Annotated in this window: 4 protein-coding genes; 3 read left to right on the forward strand and 1 reads right to left on the reverse strand. The window is 76.0% G+C overall.

The genetic code is table 11. The features are described 5' to 3' along the window. Positions 1 to 17 precede the first annotated feature (17 nt). From ACFVHI_RS04635 to ACFVHI_RS04645, 3 genes are read left to right on the forward strand one after another with little or no spacing between them, the layout of a single operon-like run. Positions 18 to 9,707 carry an amino acid adenylation domain-containing protein gene (locus ACFVHI_RS04635; protein ID WP_380335697.1) on the forward strand — a complete coding sequence of 3,230 codons (9,690 nt, stop codon included), beginning with the start codon at positions 18 to 20 and terminating at the stop codon, positions 9,705 to 9,707. Between the two features lie 11 nt (positions 9,708 to 9,718). Then, on the forward strand, positions 9,719 to 22,138 hold the full coding sequence (locus ACFVHI_RS04640) for an amino acid adenylation domain-containing protein (RefSeq protein WP_380335700.1): 12,420 nt from the start codon (positions 9,719 to 9,721) through the stop codon (positions 22,136 to 22,138). Continuing rightward, complete coding sequence (locus ACFVHI_RS04645; RefSeq protein WP_380335702.1) at positions 22,135 to 23,418, forward strand: MFS transporter; 1,284 nt, start codon at positions 22,135 to 22,137, stop codon at positions 23,416 to 23,418. Before ACFVHI_RS04640 ends, ACFVHI_RS04645 begins: the two co-directional genes overlap by 4 nt. Here ACFVHI_RS04645 and ACFVHI_RS04650 read toward each other — a convergent pair. After that, on the reverse strand, positions 23,400 to 24,743 hold the full coding sequence (locus tag ACFVHI_RS04650) for a sensor histidine kinase (RefSeq protein WP_380335705.1): 1,344 nt from the start codon (positions 24,741 to 24,743) through the stop codon (positions 23,400 to 23,402). The two genes, ACFVHI_RS04645 and ACFVHI_RS04650, sit on opposite strands and share 19 nt — an antisense overlap. Positions 24,744 to 24,757 lie beyond the last annotated feature (14 nt).

Here is a 24,757-nt window from a genome sequence, read left to right on the forward strand (position 1 = left end):
GGGCAGGAGACACAACCATGTCGCACGAGGCGGCTTCCCCGGACGCACGGCTCATCACTGGCACCGACCCGGCGTCGGCGGAGGCGGCAGGGTGGCACGCGGGACCGCCGGCGCCCGCCGCCGGCACCCTGCCCGAGCTGCTGCGCCGGCAGGTCGAGCGGGCCCCGAGGGCGCCCGCCCTGGTGTCCGGGGCCGGCACCCTCTCGTACGCCGAGCTGGACAGCCGGACCAACCGGCTGGCACACCTGCTGATCGACCGGGGCGTCGGCCCCGGCAGCATCGTGGCGCTCGGCATGGCCCGCGGCGCGGATCTCGTGCTGGCGGCCATCGCCACCACCAAGGCCGGTGCCGCCTACCTGCCGGTCGATCCGGCCTACCCGGCCGAACGGGTCGCCTACGTCCTCGCCGACGCCTCGCCGCGGCTGCTGCTCACCAACGGCGCCGGTTCGGTCCGGGCCGCCGACGGCCCGCCGGCCGTGCTGGACCTCGCCGACCCGGCCGTCGCCGAGGCGCTGGCGGGCTGCCCGGACACCGACCCGGCCGCGGCCGGGAAGGTCGGGCCGGGACACCCACTGGACGCCGCGTACGTCATCTACACCTCCGGGTCCACCGGGCGCCCCAAGGGCGTGGCCGTGCCCCACCACGGCCTCGCCGCCCTCACCGCCCAACACGTCGCCCAGCTGGCGGCCGGCCCCGGTTCCCGGGTGCTGCAGTTCGCCAGCCCCAGTTTCGACGCCTCGGTGTTCGAACTCTCCATGGCGCTGCTCACCGGCGGCACGCTGGTCCTGGCCGACGCCGCGCGGCTGGTACCCGGTCCGGCCTTCGGCGACCTGCTGGCCGAACTGCGGATCACCCACGTCACCCTGCCGCCGGCGGTGCTCGCCACCCTGCCGGACGGGGCGGTCCCGGCCGGCGTCACCGTCGTCACGGCCGGCGAGGCCTGCTCCGCCGCGGTCGCGGCCCGCTGGGCGCCCGGCCGGCTGATGGTCAACGGGTACGGGCCGACCGAGTCCACCGTCTGCGCCACCATGAGCGACCCGATCCCCGGGGACGGCACCGCCCCCGACATCGGACGCCCGGTGACCGGCACTCGGGTGCACGTTCTCGACGAGCGGCTGCGGCCGGTCGCCCCCGGCGCCGTCGGCGAGCTGTACGTGGCCGGAGACGGGCTGGCGCTCGGCTACCTGGGCCGCCCCGGTCTGACCGCCGAGCGCTTCGTCGCCGACCCGTACGGACCGGCCGGCGGCCGCCTCTACCGCACCGGCGACCTCGCCGAGTGGACCGCGGACGGCGTGCTGCGCTACCGCGGCCGGACCGACGACCAGGTCAAGATCCGGGGCTTCCGGGTCGAGCTGGGCGAGGTCGAGGCCGCCGTGCTGACCCACCCGGCCGTCGCCGAGGCCGTCGCCGGAGCACCCGAGGACGAGCGCGGCCACCGCCGACTGGTCGTCCACGTTCGCGCGGAGGCGGGCCTGGCCGCGCCCACCCGGGCCGAGCTCGCCGCACACCTGCGCCGCACCCTGCCCGAGCACCTGCTGCCCTCCGCGGTGGTCCCGGTCGGGCACTTCCCGCTCAACCCCTCCGGAAAGGTGGACCGCGCCAAGCTGCCCGCGCCGGACCGGACCGGCCGCGGGGTCGCCCACGTGCCGGCGGACGGCCCGGTCGAGGAGGCCGTGGTCCGGATCTGGGAGGAGGCCCTCGGCACCACCGGTGTCGGGACCACCGACGACTTCTTCGACCTCGGCGGCGACTCGCTGCTGGGCGCCCGCGTCCTGGCCCGGCTGAAGGCGGAGTTCGGCACCGCGCCGAGTCTGCGCGAGCTGTTCGCCGCGCCGACCGCGGGCGCGGTCGCCGCCCTGGTCGGACCGGCCGGGCACACCCCCGCCCTGGTCGGACCGGCCGGGCACACCCCCGCCCCGGTCCGGGCCGTCGCGCGCGACGGCGCGCCGGGTGGTCACGGCGGCACCGTGCCGATGTCCTTCGCCCAGGAGAGCCTCTGGTTCCTCCACGATGCCGCCCCGGCCCTGGCCGGGTACGGCGCCGCGGTCGGCATCGAGCTGACCGGCGAACTGGACGACGAGGCGCTGCGCGCCGCCTTGGGCGCGGTGCTCGCCCGGCACGAGGTGCTCCGCACCACCTTCCGGGCCGGCGAGCACGGCGGCGTGCAGGTGGTGCACGAGCCCGGCGAGCCCGCGCTCGACGTGGTCGACCTCACCGCGCTGTCGGCCGGGAAGGCGGCGGACGAGCACGAGCGACTGCTCGCCGAGGCGACGGCCCGTCCGTTCGACCTGGTGGCCGGGCCGCTGCTGCGCACCCTGCTGATCCATCTGCCCGGGCAGCGGCACGTGCTGGTGCTGGACCAGCACCACATCGTCACCGACGGCTGGTCCACCCGCGCCCTGCTCCGGGAGCTCTTCGAGCTCTACGGCCGGGCCGTGCGCGGGCCGCTCGGCCCGGTGGCGCCGGCGCCCGACCAGTTCGCCCGCCACGCCGCCGACCAGCGCGACCGGGCCCGGGCCGGCGCCTGGGACGCCGACATCGCGTACTGGCGCGAGCGGCTCGCCGACCTGCCGCCGCTCGACCTGCCCGCTGACCGGCCGCGCTCGGCGGCCCGCACCGGCGCCGGCGCCCTGCACCGGTTCCGCGTCCCGGCCGAGCTGGCCGCCGGGCTGCGCGCCCTGTCCCGGGCCCGTCGGGCCACCGTCTTCATGACGCTGACCGCCGCCGTGCACGTCCTGCTGGCCCGGCACAGCGGCCAGCGCGACTTCGCCCTCGGCATCGCCACCGCCGGCCGCCGCGACGGCGTGGACGACGACACCCAGGGCTTCTTCGCCAACCTGGTGCCGCTGCGCACCGCGCTCGACCCCGCCCGGCCGTTCGGCGAACTCGTCGACGCCGTACGGGAGTCCACCCTGGTTGCGGTCGAGCACGGCGAGGTGCCGTTCGACCGGCTGGTCGAGGCGCTGCGTCCGGTCCGCGAACCGGGCCGGATGCCGCTGGTGCAGACCGCCGTCACCTACCAGGAGCCGCTGCTGCGCCCCGGGGCGGCGGCCGCCGGGCTCCACCTGGCCGAGGCCGAACTCCCGCGCTCCTCCTCGCGGTTCGACCTGCTCTTCGAGTTCTGGAACCACGGCGACACGCTCGGCGCGGGCATCGAGTACAGCACCGACCTGTTCACCGCCGCCACGGTCGCCCGGCTGGCGGACCACCTGCTCGGCCTGCTCCGGTCGGCCGTCGCTGGCGCCGACACGCCCGCCGGGGAGCTCGCCCTGGTCGGCGCGCAGGACGCCGGGGCCCGGCGGGCCCGGGCCGACTGGCACGACACCGGGACCACCTACCCGCGCGGGGCCCGGGTCCACGAGCTGTTCGAGCACGTCGCCCGGCTCCGCCCGGATGCCGTCGCCCTGGTGCACGAGGAGACCGTCGTCCGCTACGGCGAGCTCAACGCCCGGGCCAACCGGCTGGCCCGCCGACTGGCGGCCGCCGGGGTCGGGCGCGGCACGCTCGTCCCGGTCTGCGCCCGGCGCTCGCCCGGGATGGTCGTCGGGCTGCTGGCGGTGCTCAAGGCCGGCGGCGCCTACGCGCTGCTCGACACCGGCCTGCCGGTCGAGCGGCTGCGGCTGATGATCGAGGACCTGGCCGCGCCGGTCGCGCTCGTCGGGGCCGACGCCGAGGCGACCGTCCGGGCAGCCTGGCCCGCCGCGGGCGACCCGGTCCTGCTGTCGCTCACCGACCCGGCCACCGACGCCGAGGACGGCTTTGACCCGGCCGTCCCGGGCAGCGCCGAGGACCCGGCGACGGTGATGTTCACCTCCGGCTCCACCGGTCGGCCCAAGGGCGTGCTGGCGGCCCACCGCGCCACCGTGCGCACCTTCGTCGGCACCGACTACGCCCGGTTCGGGCCGGACGAGGTGGTCCTGCAGACGGCGCCGATCTCCTGGGACGCGTTCTCCCTGGAGCTGTTCGGCGCGCTGCTGCACGGCGCCCGCTGCGTCCTCCAGCCGGCCCCCACGCCCGAGCCGGAGGCGATCGCCGAGCTCGTCGAGCGGCACGGCGTCACCACCCTGTGGCTGTCCTCCAGCCTGTTCAACGTGATGGCCGAGGAGTACCCGGGCATCTTCGGGACGCTCCGCCAGGTGCTGACCGGCGGTGAGGCCGTCTCGGTCGAGCACGTCGGCCGGGTGCTGCGCCGCCACCCCGGGCTGCGCCTGGTCAACGGCTACGGACCGGTGGAGTCCATGGTGTTCGCCACCACCCACCGGATCACCGAGCGGGACCTGGAGCGGGCCTCGGTGCCGATCGGCCGCCCGCTGGCCAACACCCGGGTCCACCTGCTGGACCAGGACGGACGGCCGGTGGCGGACGGCGTGCCCGGCGAGCTGTACCTGGCCGGCGACGGCCTGGCGATCGGCTACCTCGGCCGGCCCGAGCTGACCGCCGAGCGGTTCGGCCCCGCGGTCTTCGACCCGGCCGAGCGGCTCTACCGCACCGGCGACCTGGCCCGGATGCTGCCCGAGGGCGTGCTGGAGTTCCTCGGCCGGGCCGACGACCAGGTCAAGGTGCGCGGCTTCCGGATCGAGCCCGGCGAGATCGTCGCCGCCCTGCTGCGGCTGCCGGAGCTGGCCGACGCCGCCGTCCTGGCCCTGCCGGACGGCGCGGGCTCCAAGCGCCTGGTCGGCTACCTGGTGCCCCGGGACGCCGAGCAGGGCGCGGACACCGCCGGGGTGCGCGCCGCACTGGCGGAGCACCTGCCCTCGTACATGGTGCCGTCCGCCTTCGTCACGCTGCCGGCGCTGCCGCTGAACGCCGCGGGGAAGCTCGACCGGGCTGCCCTGCCGCTGCCCGAGGCCGACGCCGGGCGGGCCTACCTGGCGCCGCGCGACGAGAAGGAGCGGCTGCTCGCGCAGACCTGGGCCCGGCTGCTCGGCGTGGAACGGGTCGGTGTCGAGGACAACTTCTTCGAGCTGGGCGGGGACTCCATCCTCACCATGCGGGTCGCCGCCCGGGCCCGCGCCGAGGGGCTCTCCCTGCGCTCCGGCGACGTGATGCGGCATCAGAGCGTCGCCGCGCTGGCCGCCGTGGCGGTCTGGGCCCGGGACGAGGCGCCCGCCGCCGAACAGGGCCCGGTCGAGGGCGAGCTGCCGCTCACCCCGATCCAGCGCTGGTTCCACGGCACCGACCCGGCCCGGCCCGGGCACTTCGACCAGACCGTCCGGGTCGAACTGGCCCCCGGAGTCGACCAGTCGGCCCTGGAGCGGGCGCTGCGCGCCCTGTTCGCGCAGCACGACGCGCTGCGGCTGCGCTTCACCGGGACCGTCGGCCACCACGCGCCCGGCCAGGTCGGCCCCCTGCTGCACGTCGTCGACCTGGCCGGCCTGCCGGTCGACGAGCAGGACCGCCGGATCGACGACGTGGCCGAGCGGGCCGAGGAGTTCGACCTCGCCGAGGGCCCGCTGTTCGGCGCCACCCTGCTGCGCGGCGGCACCGAGCGGCCGGACGTGCTGGTGCTGGCGGCCCACCACCTGGTGGTCGACGGCGTCTCCTGGCGCATCCTGCTGGAGGACCTCGCCGACGCCTACCGACAGGCCGCGGTCGGCCGGGAGGTGCGGCTCGGCGCCAAGACCACCTCGTTCCGGGCCTGGGCGCTCGACCTCGAAGCCCGCACCGCCGCCGGCGAGTTCGAGCCCGACCGGGCGTACTGGGACGGCGTGCCGGACGGGGCGACGCCCCGGCTGCCGCGCGACCGGGCAGGTGCCAACACCGCGGCTTCGACCCGCACGCTGACCGTCCGGCTGACCGCCGCCGAGACGGACGCGGTGCTCCGGGAGCTCCCGGCCCGCTACCGGGGCGGCCCGGACGACGTCCTGCTGAGCGCGCTCGGCACCGCGCTGGCCGCCTGGACCGGCCTGCCGAAGGTGCTGGTGGACCTGGAGGGCCACGGCCGGGCCGAGCGGGACGGCACCGACCTGTCCCGCACCGTCGGCTGGTTCACCGCCGTGTACCCCGTCGCCCTCGACCTGCCCGACCCGGCCGCCGGCTGGCCGGCCGTCCTCAAGTCCGTGAAGCAGCGGCTGCGGGACGTCCCCGGCGGCGGCCTCGGCCACGGCGCGCTGCGCGATGCGGCCACCCACCGCACCGAGCGCGACCGCGCGCCCGAGGTGAGCTTCAACTACCTCGGCCGCTTCGAGGAACTGCCCGAGGGCGGCCCGTTCGAGGCGGGCACCCGGCCGCGGATGTGGCTGCGGCAGTCCCCGGAGTCGGTCCGTCCCCACCTGCTCGACGTCATCGCCGTCCTCGGCGACGGCGGCGCCCTGGAACTGCTCTGGCAGTACTCCGACCAGGTGCACGAGGAGGCCACCGTACGGCGCCTCGCCGAGGCCACCGCCGATGCGCTGCGCGCGCTGGCCGCGCACGCGGGCGAACCCGGAGCCGGCGGCCGGACCCCCTCGGACTTCCCGCTGCTGCGGCTGGACCAGGCCGCGGTGGACCGGCTGGCCGGTGACGGTCGAGCGGTGGCGGACCTCTATCCGCTCACCGCGATGCAGGCCGGCATGCTCTTCCACTCGTTGGAGGCCGCCGCCGAGACCGGCGGTCAGGACGCCTACTTCGCCCAGTTCGCCTTCGTGCTGGACGGCGTGGACCGCGTCGACCTGCTGGAACGCGCCTGGCGCAGCACCGTCGACCGAACCCCGGTGCTGCGCACCACGGTCGCCGACGCCGGGGCCGGCGGGTTCGTCCAGCGGGTGCTGCGGACCGTCCCCACCCCGCTGACCGTGCTGGACTGGAGCGGACTGGACGAGGCCGGGCGGGCCGAGGCGCTGGAGCGGCTCTTCGCCGCCGACCGCGCGCTCGGCGCGGACCTGGCCGGCGGCCCGCTCACCCGGCTCACCGCGGCCCGGCTGGACAGCGGCTCGCTCCACCTGCTGTGGACCTTCCACCACGCGCTGCTGGACGGCTGGAGCCTCTACCAGGTGCTCTCCGACCTGTTCGCCGAGTACGCGGCGCTGCGCGCCGGCCGGCCGTCCGCCGCCGTCGAGCGGCCGCCGTTCCGCGACTACGTGGCCTGGCAGCTCGCCCGGGACACCGACGAGGCGCAGCGGTACTTCACCGAGCGGCTGGCGAGCCTGACCACCGCCACCCCGCTGCCCTTCGACCGCAGGCCGACCGGCGAGCACCGGGTCAAGTCCTCCGCGCGGCTGCGGGTGGAACTGCCGGCCGAGCTGTCCGCCCGGGTCTACCGGGCCGCGCGGGACCGGCAGGTCACCGTGAACACGGTGGTCCAGGGCGCCTGGGCGCTGCTGCTGTCCCGGCTGTCCGGGCAGGGCGACGTCTGCTTCGGCGCGACCGTCTCCGGCCGCCCCAACGACCTCGACGGCGCGCCGGACATGGTCGGGCTGTTCATCGGCACCCTGCCGGTCCGCGCCCTCGCGGACCCGCAGGCCGAGCTCGGGCCCTGGCTGCGCGAGCTCCAGCAGGAGCAGGTGCGGGCCCGCGTGCACGAGCACCTGCCGCTCACCGCGATCCAGGCCCGCAGCGGGATCGCCGCCCCGGCCAGGCTCTTCGACAGCGTGCTGGTCTTCGAGAACTACCCGGTGGACGACGCCGCGCTCACCGTCGGCGGCCTCGCCCTGCGCGACGTGAGCGCCGACGCCGAGACCACCAACTATCCGGTGACGGTGGGCGTCTACCCGACCGAGCGGCTGACCTTCTCGTTCGCCTACGACCCCGCCCTGTTCGACGAGCGGACGGTGCGGACCTTCGCCGACCGGCTCGGTCTGCTGCTGGGCGGCATGGCCGAGCCGGAGCGGGACGCGCCGACCCGGCTGGTGGACCTGCCCTGGCTGACCGAGGACGAACTGCGGCGGCACCTGACCGGCCACGACGACACCGCGGTCGCCGTGGACCGCACCACCGTGCCCGAGCGGATCGCCGCCCAGGCCCGGCGCACTCCCGCGGCGCTCGCGCTGACCGGCCCCGACGGCCGCCTCGACTACGCCGACCTGGCCGCGCGCTCCGACGCGCTGGCCGCCCGTCTGCGCGCCGCCGGGGTCGGCACCGAGGACGTGGTGGCCGTCGCCATGCGGCCCTCCGCGCTGCTGGTGGTGACCCTACTCGCGGTGTGGAAGGCCGGCGCCGGGTACGTGCCGCTGGACCTCCAGCACCCGGCCCGGCGGCTCGGCGCCCTGCTCGCCGAGTGCGGTCCGGTGCGGCTGCTGGCGGACGCCGAGGGCGCAGCGGCCTTGGACGGCGAGGCGCCGGCCGGCTGCCCGGTCGACCTGGTGGACCTGGCGGGCCTGGCCGGCCCGTACGACCACACCGGGGTCGTCCGACCCGCCCCGGCGGACACCGCGTACGTGCTCTACACCTCCGGTTCGACCGGCACCCCCAAGGGCGTGGTCGTCGAGCACGCCTCGCTGGCGCACTACCTGGCCCACGCCGCCGACGCGTACCCGGGCCTGCGCACCTCGGCGCTGCTGCACTCCTCGATCGCCTTCGACCTCACCGTCACCGCGCTGTGGACCCCGCTCACCCTGGGCGGCACGGTCGTGGTGTCCCCGCTGGAGCCGGACGCGCTCGCCGAACTGGCCGCCGCCGGCACCGCGGTGGGCTTCGTCAAGGCGACGCCCAGCCACCTCCCGCTGCTGGAGCGCCTGCCCGACGTGGCGGCCGGCTCGGCCGACCTGGTGGTCGGCGGCGAGCAGTTGCCCGGCGAGACCCTCGCCGGCTGGCGGGCCCGGCACCCCGGCAGCGCGGTGATCAACGAGTACGGGCCGACCGAGGCGACCGTGGGCTGCATCGTGTACCGGGCCGAGCCCGGGCAGCCGCTCGCCCCGGGCGCCGTCCCGATCGGCCGGCCGATCCGCAACACCCAGGCCTACCTGCTCGACGGCACGCTGCGCCCGGTGCCCGACGGCGTCACCGGCGAGCTGTACCTCGGCGGCGACGGCCTGGCCCGCGGTTACCGGGGCCGTCCGGCGCTGACCGCCGAGCGGTTCGTCGCCGCCCCGTTCGGTGCGCCCGGCGGACGGCTCTACCGCACCGGCGACCTGGCCCGGCGCCGCGCCGACGGCGTGATCGAGTACCTGGGCAGGGTCGACGACCAGGTGAAGGTGCGTGGCTTCCGGATCGAACTCGGTGAGGTGGAGAGTGCGTTGACCCGCCACCCGGGCGTCGCCGCGGCCGCTGCCACGGTCGCCGACGGGGTGCTCGGCGGGCACGTGGTGACCACCGGCGGCCCGGACGCGCCGGACGCGGCCGAGCTGCGCCGCTTCCTGGCCGGGCTGCTGCCCGAGCACATGGTCCCGGCGGGCTTCGCCTTCGTCCCGGCGCTGCCCCTCACCCCCAACGGCAAGGTCGACCGGGCGGCGCTCGGCCGACCCGCGGAACGGTCCACCGAGCCCGCAGCACCGGAGCCGCAGGAGCTGCTGACGCCCACCGAGCAGGCCCTGGCGGGCATCTGGTCGGACGTCCTGGGGGTGGCGCAGGTCGGCCCGCACGACGACTTCATCGGCCTGGGCGGGGACTCCATCCGGAGCCTGGGCGTGATGGCAAGCGTCCGCAGGGCGTTCGGGATCTCCCTGTCGCCGCGGGAGGTCATGACCGCCCGGACCGTCTCCGAGCTGGCGGCGCTCATCGAGGACAAGGTCCTGGCGGACATCCTGGCCGCCGAGGGACTGGCGGACACCGGCACGAGCAGCGAGGCATGAGGAGCATGAGCATGAACGGTCCCACGTCCCGGCCCGACCGACTGTCGGCGCTGCCGCCCGAGCTGCGCGAGAAGCTGCTGCGGCGGCTGGCCGGCCAGGGAGCGGCCCCGGACGCGCCCGGAGCGCCCGCCGCCGCGGCGGACGCCGCGATCGGCGCCGGCCCGCGCCCGGAGGAGGTCCCGCTCTCCTCCGGCCAGCAGCGGCTCTGGTTCCTCAGCAGCCTCGCCCCCGAGGGCAGCGAGTACACCAGCGCCTTCGGCCTGCGGCTGACCGGTCCGCTCGACCGGGACGCGCTGGCCCGGGCGGTGGACCTGGTGGTGGAGCGACACGAGGTGTTGCGCACCAGCTACCGGGTCGAGGGCGACCGGGTGCGTCAGGTCGTCCACCCGGTGGCGTCCGGGGTGCTGCGCCTCGCCGAGCCCGCCGCCGATGCCGGGGAGCCTGATGCCGGGGAGCCCGGTGTTGCGGCCGTCGTACGGGCCGAGCTCGCGACGCCCTTCGACCTCGCGCGGGGTCCGCTGCTGCGTGCCCTGCTGCTGAGGTCCGCGCCGGAGCGGCACGTGCTGCTGATCACCGCCCACCACAGCGTCATCGACGGCTGGTCCTCGGGTGTGCTATTCGACGAACTCGGCTCGGCGTACGCGGAGTTCGCCGCCGGTCGCACGCCGCGCCCGGAGCCGGTCGCGGTCCAGTACGCGGACTACGCGCTCTGGCAACGCGAGTGGCTGACCGGGCCCGGGGTGAAGGCCGGGCTCGACTACTGGGAGAGCAGGCTGCGCGGCGCCGAGCCGCTCGGCCTGCCCACCGACCGCCCCCGTCCGCCGGTCCGCGGCACGGCCGGCGCCGTGCTGCGGCTGGCTGTGCCCGCCGCGTCGACCGCTCGGCTCAAGGACCTCGCCCGGCGCGAGGGCACCACGCTGTTCCCGGTGCTGCTGGCCGGCTACCAGCTGCTGCTCGCCCGGCTCTCCGGGCAGCCGGACGTCACCGTCGGCACCGTCACCACCGGCCGCGGCCGGCCCGAGCTGGAGCGTGCCGTCGGCTTCTACGCCAACACCGTCGCGCTGCGCACCGCGGTGGACGAGGAGGAGCCGTTCGCGGCGCTGCTCGCCCGGGTGCGGGACGGCGTGCTGGACGGCTTCGAGCACGACCAGGTGCCGTTCGAGCGGCTGGTCGAACGGCTGGAGCCGGTCCGGGACCCGAGCCGCACCCCGGTGTTCCAGACCATGATGGTGCTGCAGAACGCGTTCGGAGCCCCGCTCGCTCTGCCCGGGGTGGCCGTCGAGCAGCTGGAGCTGCCGCGCTGGGAGGCCACCGTCGACCTCGGGCTGGAGTTCGAGGAGCGCGACGGCGAGCTGGACTTCGGCCTGTCGTACAGCACCGCGCTGTTCGACGAGCGGACCGTCCGGGCGCTCGGCGAGCGGCTGGTCGCCCTGTTCGAGGCGGTCGGCGAGCAGCCGGACACCCCGCTGCGCGCGCTGCCGCTGGTCTCCGCCGAGGAGGCGGCCGAGCTGCGCCGCGACTGGGATGCGGCGGCCGCCACCACCGACGACGGCCCCGCCACCCTGGTCCAGGCCTTCGAGCGGCAGGCCGCCGCCACCCCCGGCGCGCCCGCCCTGGTGTTCCGGGACGAGCGGCTCGGCTTCGGCGAACTCAACGGCCGGGCCAACCGGTTGGCGTGCCACCTGCGGGCCCTGGGGATCGGCGCGGAGAGCCTGGTGGCACTGGTGCTGCCGCGCTCGACCGACTTCGTGGTCGCGCTCTGGGCGGTGCTCAAGGCCGGCGCGGTGTACGTGCCGATGAACTCCGAGGAGCCCGCCGAGCGGATCGCCGACCTGCTGCGCGGTATCCGGCCCGCGCTGGTGCTCGGCACCGGGGAGCTGGCCGGCGCGGTGCCCGCCGAACTGCCCCGGCTGCTGCTGGACGAGCCCGCCGTGGTCGCCGCCGTCGCCGCCCGGGACGGGCACGACGAACCCGTGGCCGCCCCGGCCCCCGGGGACGCCGCGTACGTCATCCACACCTCGGGCTCCACCGGCCGGCCCAAGGGCGTGGTGGTCGAACACCGCTCGCTGGCCAACCTGTTCGCCCGCCAGCGGGACGAGCTGTTCCGGCCCGCGGCGGCCCTGCTCGGCCGCCCGCTGCGGGTCGCGCTGACCACGGTGCCGACCTTCGACGCGTCCTGGAACCCACTGATGGCGGTGGCCGACGGCCACACCCTGCACCTGGTGGACAGCGAGACCCGGCTGAACGCCGACGACCTGGTGGCCTACGCGCGGCGCGAGCAGGTGGACCTGTTCCAGCTCACGCCGTCCTTCGCCCGCCCGGTGCTCGACGCAGGCCTGCTCGCCCCCGCCGCGCCGCACCGGCCCGCAGTGCTGGTGCTCGGCGGCGAGGCGGTCGGCGAGGAGCTGTGGCGCGAGCTGGCCACGACCCCGGGGCTGACCGCCCACAACTTCTACGGGCCGGCCGAGTGCACCGTCGACACCCTCGCCGCCCGGGTGGACACCGCCCGCGCGCCGGAGCTCGGCCTGCCGGTGCGCGGCACCCGGGCCTATGTGCTGGACGCGCACCTGCGCCCCGTCCCGGCCGGCGTGCGCGGCGAGCTCTACCTGGCCGGTCTGCCGGTCGGGCGCGGCTACCTGCACCGGGCCGCACTGACCGCCGAGCGCTTCGTCGCCGACCCGTTCGGCCCCGCGGGCACCCGGATGTACCGCACCGGCGACCTGGTCCGCCGCACGCCGGACGGGCGGCTGGAGTTCGCCGGCCGCGGCGACGACCAGGTCAAGATCAACGGCGTCCGGGTGGAGCCGGGCGAGATCGAGGCGGCGCTGCGCTCCCACCCCGCGGTGGACGACTGCGCGGTGGTGCCCCGGGTCGGCCGGGCCGGCGTCCAGCGGCTGGTGGCCTTCGTGGTGCCGAGCGCCGCAGTGCCGGGCGCGGCCGCGCTCCGCGCCCACCTGCACGGCCTGCTGCCGGACTACCTCGTCCCCGCCGCCTTCGCCTTCCTGACGGCGCTGCCGCGCACCGCCGGCGGCAAGACCGACCGCCGGGCCCTGCCGGAGAGCGCCGTCGAGCCGGAGCCGGCCACCGGCTACGTGCCGCCGCGCACCGAGGTCGAACGGGCTCTGGCCGGGATCTGGGCCGAGCTGCTCGGTGCCGACCTGGTCGGCACCGAGGACAACTTCTTCTCCCTCGGCGGCGACTCCATCCTCAGCATCCAGGCCGTCTCCCGGGCCCGGGCCGCCGGGTTCCTGCTCCAGTCCAGGGACATCCTGGTCAAGCAGACCATCGCCCGGATCGCCCCCGGCGTCACCACCGTGGCCGACACCGCCCAGCAGTACGAGCACCAGGGGCCGGCACCGCTGGCCCCGATGCAGCACCGGCTGCTGGCCGGTGCGGTCGACATCCCCCGGTTCACCATGTCGCTGCTGCTGGAGCTGGTTCCCGGCACCGACCCGGCCGCACTGGCGCGGGCGCTGGAGGGCCTGGTCGCCCACCACCCGGCGCTGCGCACCCGGTTGCGCCGCGCGGACGGCGGCTGGCTGCAGGAGGCCGCGGCGCACCAGGACGGCCCGCTGCTGAGCCGCCGGGACACCGCCGGCCTGGGCGGGCCGGAGCGCGCGGCGGCGCTGCGCGAGGAGGCGGAGTCGGCCCGCCGCGCCCTCGACCCGGAGCGCGGCCCGGTGCTGCGCGCCGTGCTGTTCGACGAGGGTGCCGGGGCGGGCCCCCGGCTGCTGCTGACGGCGCACCACCTGGTGGTCGACGGCGTCTCCTGGCGCATCCTGCTGGACGACCTCGCGACCGGCTACGAGCAGGCCCGGGCCGGCCGACCGGTCGACCTCGGCACCCCGACCACCCCGTTCGCGGCCTGGTCCGCCAGGCTCGCCGAGTACGTCCGCGACGGTGGCCTGGACGACGAACTCCCGTACTGGCGGCGGATCGCCGAGGAGTCCTTCGAGCTGCCCGCCGACGGTGCGGGGCCCAACACGGCGGCCTCGCTGGAGCGCGCGGACTTCGCCCTCACCGCCGAGGAGACCGAGGCGCTGCTGCGCGACGTCCCGCCGGTCTACCGGACCAGGGTGGACGACGTGCTGCTCACCGCCCTGGCCGGCGCGCTCGCCGAGTGGACCGGCCGCGAGCGGGTGCTGGTCGGCCTGGAGGGGCACGGGCGTGAGGACGTCCTGCCCGGTGCCGACCTCTCCCGCACGGTCGGCTGGTTCACCGCCGTCCACCCGGTCGCGCTGACGGTGGCGGCCGGCGACGGGGTCGCCGCGCGACTGAAGTCGGTGAAGGAGCAACTGCGTGCCGTCCCCGCCAAGGGTTTCGGCCACGGTGCGCTGGCCGCCCACCGGGCGGGCTTCACCCCGGCTGCCGCGCCGGCCGTGACCTTCAACTACCACGGGCAGCTGGACGGCGCGTTCGCCGCCCGCTCCCTCTACCGCGCCCACCTGGGCGACGGCGGGCCGCAGTGGGACGGCGACCACGAGCGGAGCGCGCAGATCGAGGTGGTCGGCGCCGTCTCCGACGGGGTGCTCACGCTGTCCTGGTTCACCTCCCGGGCGCTGCACCGGCCGCAGACCGTCCGGCGGCTCGGCGAGTCGCTGCTGGCGCACCTGCGGGCCGTCATCGCGCACTGCGCCGAGCCCGGCGCCGGCGGCCGCACGCCGTCCGACCACCCGTTGGCCCGGCTCGACCAGGCGGCCCTCGACCGGCTGGTCGGCGACGGCCGGGGCGTGGACGACGTCCTGTCGCTCACCCCGTTGCAGGGCGGCATGCTCTTCCACACCCTGACCGACCCGGACGGCGGCGCCTACGTCGACCAGCTGGCCCTGCGGCTGGAGGGAGTGGTCGCCGCCGAGGCGCTGGCCGCGGCCTGGCGCGAGGTGTTCCGGCGCACCGACGTGCTGCGCGCCACCGTCCGCTGGGAGGGCGTGCCCGAGCCGGTCCAGCTGATCCGCTCGGACCTGGAACTGCCGGTCGAGCTGCTCGACTGGCGTGGGGACCCCGACCCCGGCCGGCGGCTGGACGAGCTGGTCCGGGCCGAGCGCGAGCGCGGCATCGACCTGACCGCCGGGCCGCTGATGCGGATCGTCCTGGCCCGGGTCGACGACCGGACCGTCCACCAGCTGTGGACGTTCAGCCACCTGCTGCTGGACGGCTGGAGCACCGCCCAGCTGTTCGAGGAGGTGCTGGAGCACTACGTCGCCGCCGTCGAGGGGCGGGCCGCCCTCCCGGTCAGCCGGCCGCCGTTCCGCGAGTACCTGGAGTGGCTGGCCGGGCAGGACCGCGAGGCCGCCCTGGCGCACTGGCGGCAGGTGCTGGCCGGCTTCGCCGAGCCCACCGCGCTGCCGGTGGACCGCCAGCCCGCCGCCGACCACCGCGCCCGGGCCGCCGGCTCGCACAAGCTCGCCCTGGATCCGGCGGTCACCGGGGTGCTGGCCGACTGGTGCCGGGAGAACCGGATCACCCTCAACACCCTGATGCAGGGCGCCTGGGCGATCCTGCTGTCGCGGCACGCCGGCGAGCCGGACGTGGTCTTCGGTGCCGTCGTCTCCGGGCGCACCCCCGAGGTGCCGGGGATCGAGAGCGGCATCGGCATGTTCGTCAACACCGTCCCGGTCCGGGCCCGGGTGGCCGGACCGGAGGCGGACGGTGACCTCGGGGCCTGGCTGCGCGCCCTGCAGGCGGCGCAGGCGGAGAGCACCGCGCACGACTACCTGGCCCTCTCCGACGTCCGGCGCTGCGCCGAACTGGCCTCCGGGGAGCGGCTGTTCGACAGCGTGGTGGTCTTCGAAAACTACCCGGTCGCCGAGGGCGCCACCGGCCGCGACGGGGTGGGCGTCCAGGTGCTGCGCTCCTCGGACAGCAGCACCGTGCCGCTCACCGTCAGCAGTCACGCCGACACCGCGCTGCGGATCGAACTCACCTACGATCCCGAGCTGTTCGACGCCGCCACCGTGGAGCGGATCGGCGGCCGGCTGCGCACCCTGCTGGAGGGCGTGGCCGCGGACCCGCACCGCGGGCCGACCGCGCTGCCCTGGCTCACGGAGGGGGAGCGGTACACCCTGCTCGCCGAGTGGAACGACACCGCGCGCCCGCGCCGCACCGAGGCGCTGGTCCAGGAGCTGTTCGACGCCCAGGTCGTCGCCCGCCCGGACGAGGTGGCCGTCCTGGAGGCGGACGGCGGCGCTCCGCTGACCTTCCGGGAGCTGGACCGCCGGGCCAACCGGCTCGCCCATCGCTTGGTCGCCGCCGGCGCCCGGCCGGGCGAGCGGGTGGCTCTGCACCTGGAGCGCTCCACCGACATGGTGCTCGCCGTGCTCGCCGTGCTGAAGTCCGGTGCCGCCTACGTGCCGCTGGATCCGGCGTACCCGCGCGAGCGGCTGGAGTTCATGCTGGAGGACGCCGAGCCGGCGGTGGTGCTGAGCCACGCCGCGATCGCCGACCGGCTGCCCGGCCACGGCGGTGCCCTGGTCACCGTCGAGTCCGTCGCCGACACCGGCCCGGACACTCCGCCGGAGGTCGCCGCCGGGCCGGACGACCCGGCGTACGTGGTGTACACCTCCGGCTCCACCGGCCGGCCCAAGGGCGTGGTGGTGACCCACCGGAACCTGCTCCACATCGCCGGCGCCTGGGACGAGCTGTACGACCTGACGGAACGCAGGTTGCGCTTCGTCTCCATCACCAGCCTCTCGGTGGACCTCTTCCTGGCCGACCTGCTCCGCTCGGTCTTCTTCGGCGGCTCGATGCTCGTCGTGCCGACCGACCTGGTCACCGACCCTGCCCGGCTGCTCGCGCTGGTCGAGCGGGTCGGCGGTACCGCGATCGAACTGGTCCCCTCACTTGCCAGGGCACTGGTCGAGGAGGTCGGGGGGCGCGGCGAGCGGCTGCCGGCCTTCCAGGTGATGTCGGTCGGCTCGGAGGGCTGGCGCGTCGACGACTGCCGCGAGCTGCTGGAGCACGCCCACCCGGACACCATGGTGGTCAACGCCTACGGGGCGACCGAGGCCACCGTCGACTCCACGGTGTTCGTACCCACCCCCGAGCGGCTGGCCCGCCTCGCCGCCTACGTGCCGGTCGGCAGCCCGATCGGCAACACCCGGGTGTACGTCCTCGACGAGCGGGGCGAGCCGGTGCCGGTCGGCGTGCCCGGCCACATCCACATCGGCGGGGACGGCGTGAGTGCCGGCTACTGGCGGCGTCCCGAGCTGACCGCCGAGCACTTCCTGTCCGACCCGTTCACCCCGGGCGGCCGGCTGTACCGGCCGGGCGACCTGGGCCGCTGGACGGCCGACGGCGTCCTGGAGTTCCTCGGCCGGGCCGACCACCAGGTCAAGATCCGCGGCTTCCGGATCGAGCTCGCCGAGGTCGAGGCGGCGCTCACCGCGCTGGACGACGTGGCCGAGGCGGTCGTGGTGGCCCGCCGAGACCGCGGCCGGGACCGGCTGGTGGCGTACGTGGTGCCCGCCGTGCCCGGCGCCGGGATCGACCCGGCCGGGCTGCGGGCCCGACTGGCCGTCGGCCTCACCGAGGCGATGGTGCCCTCGGCCTTCGTCGGACTGGACCGCGTCCCCCTGCTGCCCAACGGCAAGACCGACCGCCGGGCGCTGCCCGAGCCGCCCGAGGACCTCGCCCTCGGCGGCGAGTACCTGGCCCCCGAGGGCGCGTCGGAAATCCTGCTGGCCGGGATCTGGGCGGAGGTGCTGGGCGTCGAGCGGATCGGGGCCGAGGACAACTTCTTCGAGCTGGGCGGTGATTCGCTGCTGAGCATCCGGGTGGTGTCCCGGCTGCGGCAGCACGTGGCCTCCGGGATCTCCCCGCGCGCCCTGTTCAGCGCGCCGACCGTCCGGTCGCTGGCCGCGCTGCTCGCCGCCGAGCGGGAGGCGCCCGCCGACGCGCTGGCGCCGGTCGGCCGGGAAAGTGCCCCGCCGCTCTCCTTCGGCCAGCAACGGCTCTGGTTCCTCGGGCAGTTCGGCGGGACCGGTGCCGAGTACAACTCACCGCTGGGCCTGCGGGTGCACGGCCCGTTGGACGCCGACGCACTGGAACTGGCGCTGGCCGACCTGGTGGACCGGCACGAGTCGTTGCGCACGCTCTTCGGCCAGGTCGACGGCGAGGGGCGGCAGTTGATCGCCCCGACCGGGCGGCCCTTCGCGCTGGCCCGCACCGACCTGGCCGGCCACCCCGCGCACGAGCGCGAGGACCGGCTGCGGGAGGCCATCGGCGCCGACGGCGCCACCCCCTTCGACCTGCGCACCGGTCCGCTGTTCCGGGCCCACCTGGTCCGGCTGGCCGAGGACGAGCACGTGCTGACCCTGGTCCTGCACCACATCGTCACCGATGGCCGCTCGGCCGGCGTGCTGGTCCGCGACCTCGCCGAGCTGTACCGCGTCCGGCGGCACGGCGGTACCGCCGACCTGCCGGAACTCCCCATCCAGTACGCCGACTTCGCGGCCTGGCAGCGTGCCCGTTGGGAGCGCGCGGGGAGCGGCCGGCTCGACTGGTGGCGGGAGCGGCTGGCCGGCCTGGAGCCGCTGGAGCTGCCCACCGACCGGCCCCGGCCGCCGGTGCGCGGCCGCGAGGGCGCGCAGCTGGAGTTCGCCGTGGACGCGGAGACCGCCAAGCGGCTCAAGCGGATCGCCCAGGACCGCGGCGCGACGCTGTTCACCGTGCTGGTCGCGGCGACCCAGCTGCTGCTCGCGCACTGGTCGGGCCAGGACGACATCGCGGTGGGCACCGTCTCGGCCGGTCGCGACCGGCCCGAACTGGAGCAGGTGGTCGGCTTCTTCGTGGACACCCTGGTGCTGCGTTCCGAGGTGGACTGGGAGGAGGGCTTCGACGGCTTCCTCGGCCGGGTGCGGGAGTCCGTCAACGGCGCCTTCGCCCACGCCGACGTGCCCTTCGACCGGTTGGTCGAGGCGCTGCGGCCGGAGCGCGACCCGAGCCGCACCCCGCTGTTCCAGGCCATGGTGGTCCTGCAGGACGCCCCGGGCGGCCCGGTGCGCCTCGACGGCGCCCGCACCGAGGAGTTCGGCCTGCCCACCGGCGGCGCCGCGTTCGACCTCACCTTCCAGTTCCAGGAGACCGACCGCGGCCTGGACGCCGCCCTGCAGTACAGCGTCGGCCTGTTCGACCGGAGCACCGCCCGCCGGATGGCCGACGCCCTGGTCCTGCTGCTCGGCGGCATTTCCGAGCGCCCGGGCGACCCGCTGCGCGAACTCCCCTACGTCCCGGCCGAGGAGCTCGTGCTGGAGCCCCGGCGCTGGCACCGGGATCCGGACGGGGAAGCCGGCGTGCTCGCCCACGAGCTGGTGGGCCGGCGGGCCGAGGAGCGCCCGCACGCGGTGGCCGTGGTCGCCGACGACGGCACCGAGGTTTCGTACGGCGAACTCGACGCCCGGGCCGGGGGCCTGGCCCGCCGCCTGGTCGCCGGGGGCGTCACCCCGGACACCCTGGTCGGCGTGTTCGCCGACCGCGGGGTGGAGATGGTGGTGGCGGCGCTCGCGGTGCTCAAGGCCGGCGGCGGCTACGTGCCGTTGGACCCGCAGTACCCGGCAGACCGGATCGGCGCGATGATCAGCGGCACCGCGGTCCCGCTGCTGCTCACCCAGGCGCACCTGGCAGAGCGGCTCCCCGAGGGGCCGTTCACCGTCCTGCGGATGGACGGGTCGGACGGGTCGGACGGGTCGGACGGGTCGGACGGGTCGGACGGGTCGGACGGCGAGGTGGCCCCGGCCGGCCCCGCGCTGCCCGGCGAGCCGGGCTCCCCGTACCGGGTGGAGGCCGACCACGTCGCCTACGTGGTGCACACCTCCGGTTCCACCGGCCGCCCCAAGGCCGTGGTGATCAGCCACGGCGCGATCGCCCGGACCGCCCGGGTGCTGCGCGAGGCCTGGGACATCACCGCCGACAGCCGGGTGCTGCAGTACGCGCCGGCCAGCTTCGACGGCGGGGTGTGCGACCTGTTCTGCACCCTCACCGCAGGCGGCGCGCTCTGCCTCACCAGCCCGCGCCCCGCGCCCGACCCGGCCGGGGAGATCATCCGGACCGGTGCCACCGTGGCGGTGCTGCCCCCGGCGCTGCTGGCGGTGATGGACGCCGAGCGGCTGCGCGGCCGGCTGCCCACCGTCGCCGCCGCCGGCGACGTCTGCCCGCCCGACCTGGTGCGCACCTGGTCACAGGGCCGGGAGTTCTTCAACGTGTACGGGCCGAGCGAGGCCACGCTGGTCTCCACCCTGTGGAGTCCGGGCGAGCTGCCCGCGGGCGCCCCCGTGCCGGTCGGCACCGAGCTCAACGGCGTCGGCCTGCACATCCTCGACCGCCACCTGCGGCCGGTGCCGGACGGCGTGCCCGGCGAGCTCTACATCGACGGCCCCGGGCTCGGCCGCGGCTACGCCGGACAGCCCGGCCTGACTGCCGGGCGGTTCGTCGCCAACCCGTTCGGCGGGCCCGGGAGCCGGATGTACCGCACCGGCGACCTGGTCCGCCGGGTGGCCGGCGGCGAGCTGGAGTTCGTCAGCCGCACCGACACGCAGTTCAAGGTTCGTGGCCACCGGGTCGAGCCCTCCGAGATCGAGGCCGTGCTGCTGCGCGAGCCCGGCGTCGGGGACGCCGCCGTGGTGGTCTTCAAGCCGGAGGGCGGCCGCGAGCTGCTGGCAGCGTACGTGGCCCCGGGCGCCCGGTCGGGCGCCTCCGAGCTCTCGCCCGCGGTGCTCAGGGACGCGGTGGCCCGCGCCCTGCCCGGCTACATGGTGCCGGCCGCCGTCCAGGTGCTCGACCAGCTCCCGGTCGGCACCAACGGGAAGGTGGACCGGCGCAGGCTCCCGGCGCCGACCGGACCGGACACCGCCGTGGCGGCCCGGGTGGCGCCGCGCGACCGGAAGGAGGAATTGCTCGCCCGGATCTGGGCACAGACGCTCGGCATCGAGCGGGTCGGCGTCGAAGACAGCTTCTTCGACCTCGGCGGCGACTCCATCCTCAGCATCCAGGTGGTCGCCCGGGCCCGCCGGGCCGGGCTGCGGCTGGACGCCCAGGACGTCTTCCTGCACCAGACCGTGGCCGGACTCGCCGCCGTCGCCACCGAGATCGGCGACGGCGCGGCCGAGGGCCGGCCGCCGGCCGTCGGGCCCGTCCCGCTGACCCCGGTGCAGCGCTGGTTCTTCGACACCCACGACCACCCGCACCACTTCAACCAGTCGGTGCTGCTGGAGCTCGGCGCGCCGGCCGACCGCGCGGCGCTCACCGCCGCGCTGGAGACCCTGGTCGAGCACCACGACGCGCTGCGGATGCGTTACACCCGCACCGTCGACGGCTGGGCCCAGGAGAACCCGCCCTACCGGGCCGGCGAGCCGCTGCTGCGGGTGGTGGACACCTCCGCCACCCCCGACGGCGAACTGGGCGCGCTGCTGGACCGGGAGGCCCGCGCCACCCAGGCCGGATTCGACCTGGACCGCGGCCCGCTGCTCGCCGCCGTCCTCTTCGAGTCCGGTGGACGCCGCCGCGACCGACTGTTCCTGACGGTCCACCACCTGGTGGTCGACACCGTGTCCTGGAACATCCTGCTGGACGACCTGGACGCGGCCCACACCCAGGCGGCGGCCGGGCGGCCGGTCGACCTCGGCCCGCGGAGCACCACCTTCCAGGAGTGGTCCGCCCGCCTGGTCGAGCACGTGCGCTCCGGCGCGCTGGACCACGAGCTCGACCACTGGAACGGGGTCGGCGCCGCCCGGCCGGTGCCCCGCGACCTCGACGGCGTCGCCACCGTGGGCGGCGGCCGGGAGGTGCGGGTGCGGCTCGGCGCCGAAGACTCGGCCCAGCTGGCCGAGCACGCGCCGACCGTCTACCGCACCAGGGTCGAGGAGATCGCGCTCGCCGCGCTCGCCCGGGTGCTGGCCCGCTGGACCGGCGAGGACGAGGTCACCGTCGACCTGGAGGGCCACGGCCGCGAGCGGCTGCTCGACGACGTCGACCTGTCCCGGACGGTCGGCTGGTTCACCGCGGTGCACCCCGTCCGCCTCACCGTCCCCGAGGGCGACGACTGGCGGGCCCTCACCCGCATCGTGCGGCGGCAGCTGCGTGCTGTCCCCGGCAAGGGCCTGGGCCACGGCCCGCTGCGCCACCTGCACCCGGACACCGTGCTCACCGGGCCGGACCCGGACGTGGTGTTCAACTTCCTCGGCCGGCACCGCAGCGACGGCGGGCCCGGCAGCGGGCTCGTGCACACCGTGCACGGCGCGATCGGCCAGGACCTCGGTCCGGACGACCGGATGGAGCACGTGTTGGAGATCGTCGGCGGGATCCACGACGGACGGTTGGAGTTCACCTGGTACTACTCCCCGGCGGTCCACCACCACGGGACGGTGGAGCGGCTGGCCGCGGAGTTCGCCGACGTGCTGCGCGCGATCGCCGACGAGTGCCGGGAGGTGCGGGGATGAGTGAGCTCGCACCCGCTGCCGACCGCTCGGTGGCCGTCACGGAACCGGAGCTCCCGCTCCGCCGCAACCGGGTCTACCACCTGCTGTGGATCGGCACCACGGCCTCCGAGACCGGTCTCAACGTCTCCACCATCGCCTTCCCGCTGCTCGCCCTCGCCACGACCGGCTCCCCCGGGGTGGCCGGCGCGGTGAGCGCGGTCAACGCGGTGGCCCAGGTGGCCGTCGGGCTGCCGGCCGGTGCGCTGGTGGACCGCTGGGACCGCAAGAAGATCATGGTGGTCTGCGTGCTGGTCCGGGCGGTGATGCTCGGCCTGCTCGCGCTCGCCGCCGCCACCGGGCACGTCACCACCTGGCTGCTGCTGCTCACCGCGGCCGTCGCCGGGGCGGCCACCAGCCTGTTCGACCCGGCCGAGCGGGCCTCGCTGCCACTGGTGGTGACCCGCGAGCAACTGCCCACGGCGCTCTCGGTGAACACCGCGCGGATGCACCTCGGGCAGCTGGTCGGCACCTCGGGCGGCGGGTTCCTGTTCGGCCTGGGGCGGGCCGTTCCGTTCCTCGCCGACGCCGTCGCCCACCTGGTGGCCTTCGTGACGCTGCTGTTCGTCCGGCTGCCGAAGCAGGAGCGCAGGCCCTCCCCGATCTCGACTATCCCGCGTGACATCGTGGCCGGCTTCGCCTTCCTGGTGCGCCAGCCGTTCATGCGCTCGACCACCCTGCTGCTGCTCGGCCTCAACCTGCTGTTCCAGGCGCTCTACCTGGTTGTCATCGTGGCCGCCGAGCAGAACGGGGCCTCGCCGGGGAAGGTCGGCACGATGGCCGCGATGTTCGGTGTCGGCGGCCTGATCGGCGCGCTCGCGGCGCCGCGGATCTCCCGCTCGATCACGCCCTACCAGGCCGTGGTCGGGATCATCTGGCTGCTCGCGGTGCTCGTCCCGCTGATGTCCGTCACCAGCGGCGCGCTGGTCTGGGGCGGCTTCCTGGCCGCCATGGCCTTCCTCGCGCCGACCGCGTACACCGTCGTCGGTACGCAGCAGATCCTGCTCACCCCGGACGGCATGCGCGGCCGGCTGAGTTCGGCGACCAACCTGTTCAACGGCGGCGCGCAGGCCGGCGGCGCGGCCCTGGGAGGGCTGCTCTCGCAGTGGCTGAGCGGCACCCAGGCGATGCTCGGCTGCGCCGTCGGCCTGGCGATGCTCGGGCTGGCCGGCGCGGCGGCGGGTTCGCTGCGGCTGCCGTCCTCCGATCAGGTGAGGGACGTCGATCAATCCGGAGAGGACTGATCGCCCGGACGGGTGAGAGCGCCCCGAGCGTGCCCGGCCGGGGCGCCCGCTCCGTCGCCGATGTCGCGGGCGGCCGGGATGCCGTCCAGCGGCAGGACGACGGCGACCTGCCAGCCGCCGTTCGCGCAGGCCCCGGCGGTCAGCTCGCCGCCCAGCCCCGCGACCCGCCGACGCAGCTCCCGGATGCCGGTGCCGCCGCCCTCGCGCTCGGCCGCCGCCGCGGCGTCCGCCCGGGCGCCGGCCGGAACCGGCTCGTTGTGGATCAGGACCCGCAGGGCGCCGCCGTCGGCCACCCGCTCGGCGGTGACCGTCACCCTGGGCGAGGCGGGGGCGTGTCGGCGGACGTTGGTGAGCGCCTCCATCACCACCCGGTAGCCGACGGCGTCGACCAGCTCCGGCAGGCCGTCCACGGCGCCGGGGGAGAGTTCGAGCCGGGCCGGGATCAGCCCGGTGTGCTCGAACCGGTTCATCAGGTCCGGCAGTTCGTCCAGCGAGTGGGGCCGGGCCGCCGTGTTTTCCTCGGGATCGTCCGCCGCCGTCCCGTCCCCGTCCCGGCCCGGCCGGCGGTCCTCTTCCAGCTCGCTGAGGATCCGGATCGTCCGGTCCATCGACTTCAGCGCCTGGATGCCGGCGTTCTCGATCTGCGGGAGCAGCGCCAGCGCCTTCTCCGGCGACACCTTGGCCAGCATCTGGGCCGCCTGCGCCAGCACCATCACCCCGGTCACGTCGTGCGCGGCGAAGTCGTGCAGATCCCGGGCGACGTGCAGCCGTTGGGCGCGCCGCTCCTCCGTGACCGCCAGCCTGCGCCGGCTGTCCAGTGAGCGCAGGTAGCAGGACGCCCCCACCGCGGCCACCGCGGCCAGGCCCCAGACCACGCAGAGCCCGATGGTCTCGCGCGGCCCGGCCGGCGGGTCGAGGGTCAGCGCGATCCGCAGCGGCAGCAGGGTCGCGGTCACCAGCAGGAGCAGCCCCAGCAGGGCGGCGACCGCCGGAGCGGACCCGCGCACCGCGGGCATGACGGTGACCAGCAGGGCGACCGATTCGACCAGGATCCAGAGCCCCGAGGTGTTGTCGGCGGGGCCCTCGTAGCGGAACGTCGCGTACAGCGAGATCGCGCAGGCCGCCGGGACGGTCACCAGGTTCCGGGTCCGTGGTTGCCCCGGCAGCCACACGATCAGGACCGCGGCGGCCAGCACCGCCACCGTCGTCGAGCCCCGGATCAGTACCGAAACCGGTGAACCCGCCCACACCGCAACCGAGATGGCGACCGCCGCGAGTAACGCCGTGCCAACTGGGCGTCCGATCCTGGCCAGTTGATTTGTCATGTGCTCGGATGCTA

Origin of the sequence: Kitasatospora sp. NPDC127121, assembly GCF_042677305.1 — a bacterium.
In the GTDB taxonomy this organism is placed as follows: Bacteria; Actinomycetota; Actinomycetes; order Streptomycetales; family Streptomycetaceae; genus Kitasatospora.

What these genes read in the sequence shown, in the direction of transcription:
- ACFVHI_RS04635 (WP_380335697.1), top strand. Translation starts at nt 18, where the DNA reads ATGTCGCACGAGGCGGCTTCCCCGGACGCACGGCTCATCACTGGCACC.
- ACFVHI_RS04650 (WP_380335705.1), bottom strand. Translation starts at nt 24,743, where the DNA reads ATGACAAATCAACTGGCCAGGATCGGACGCCCAGTTGGCACGGCGTTA.
- ACFVHI_RS04645 (WP_380335702.1), top strand. Translation starts at nt 22,135, where the DNA reads ATGAGTGAGCTCGCACCCGCTGCCGACCGCTCGGTGGCCGTCACGGAA.
- ACFVHI_RS04640 (WP_380335700.1), top strand. Translation starts at nt 9,719, where the DNA reads ATGAACGGTCCCACGTCCCGGCCCGACCGACTGTCGGCGCTGCCGCCC.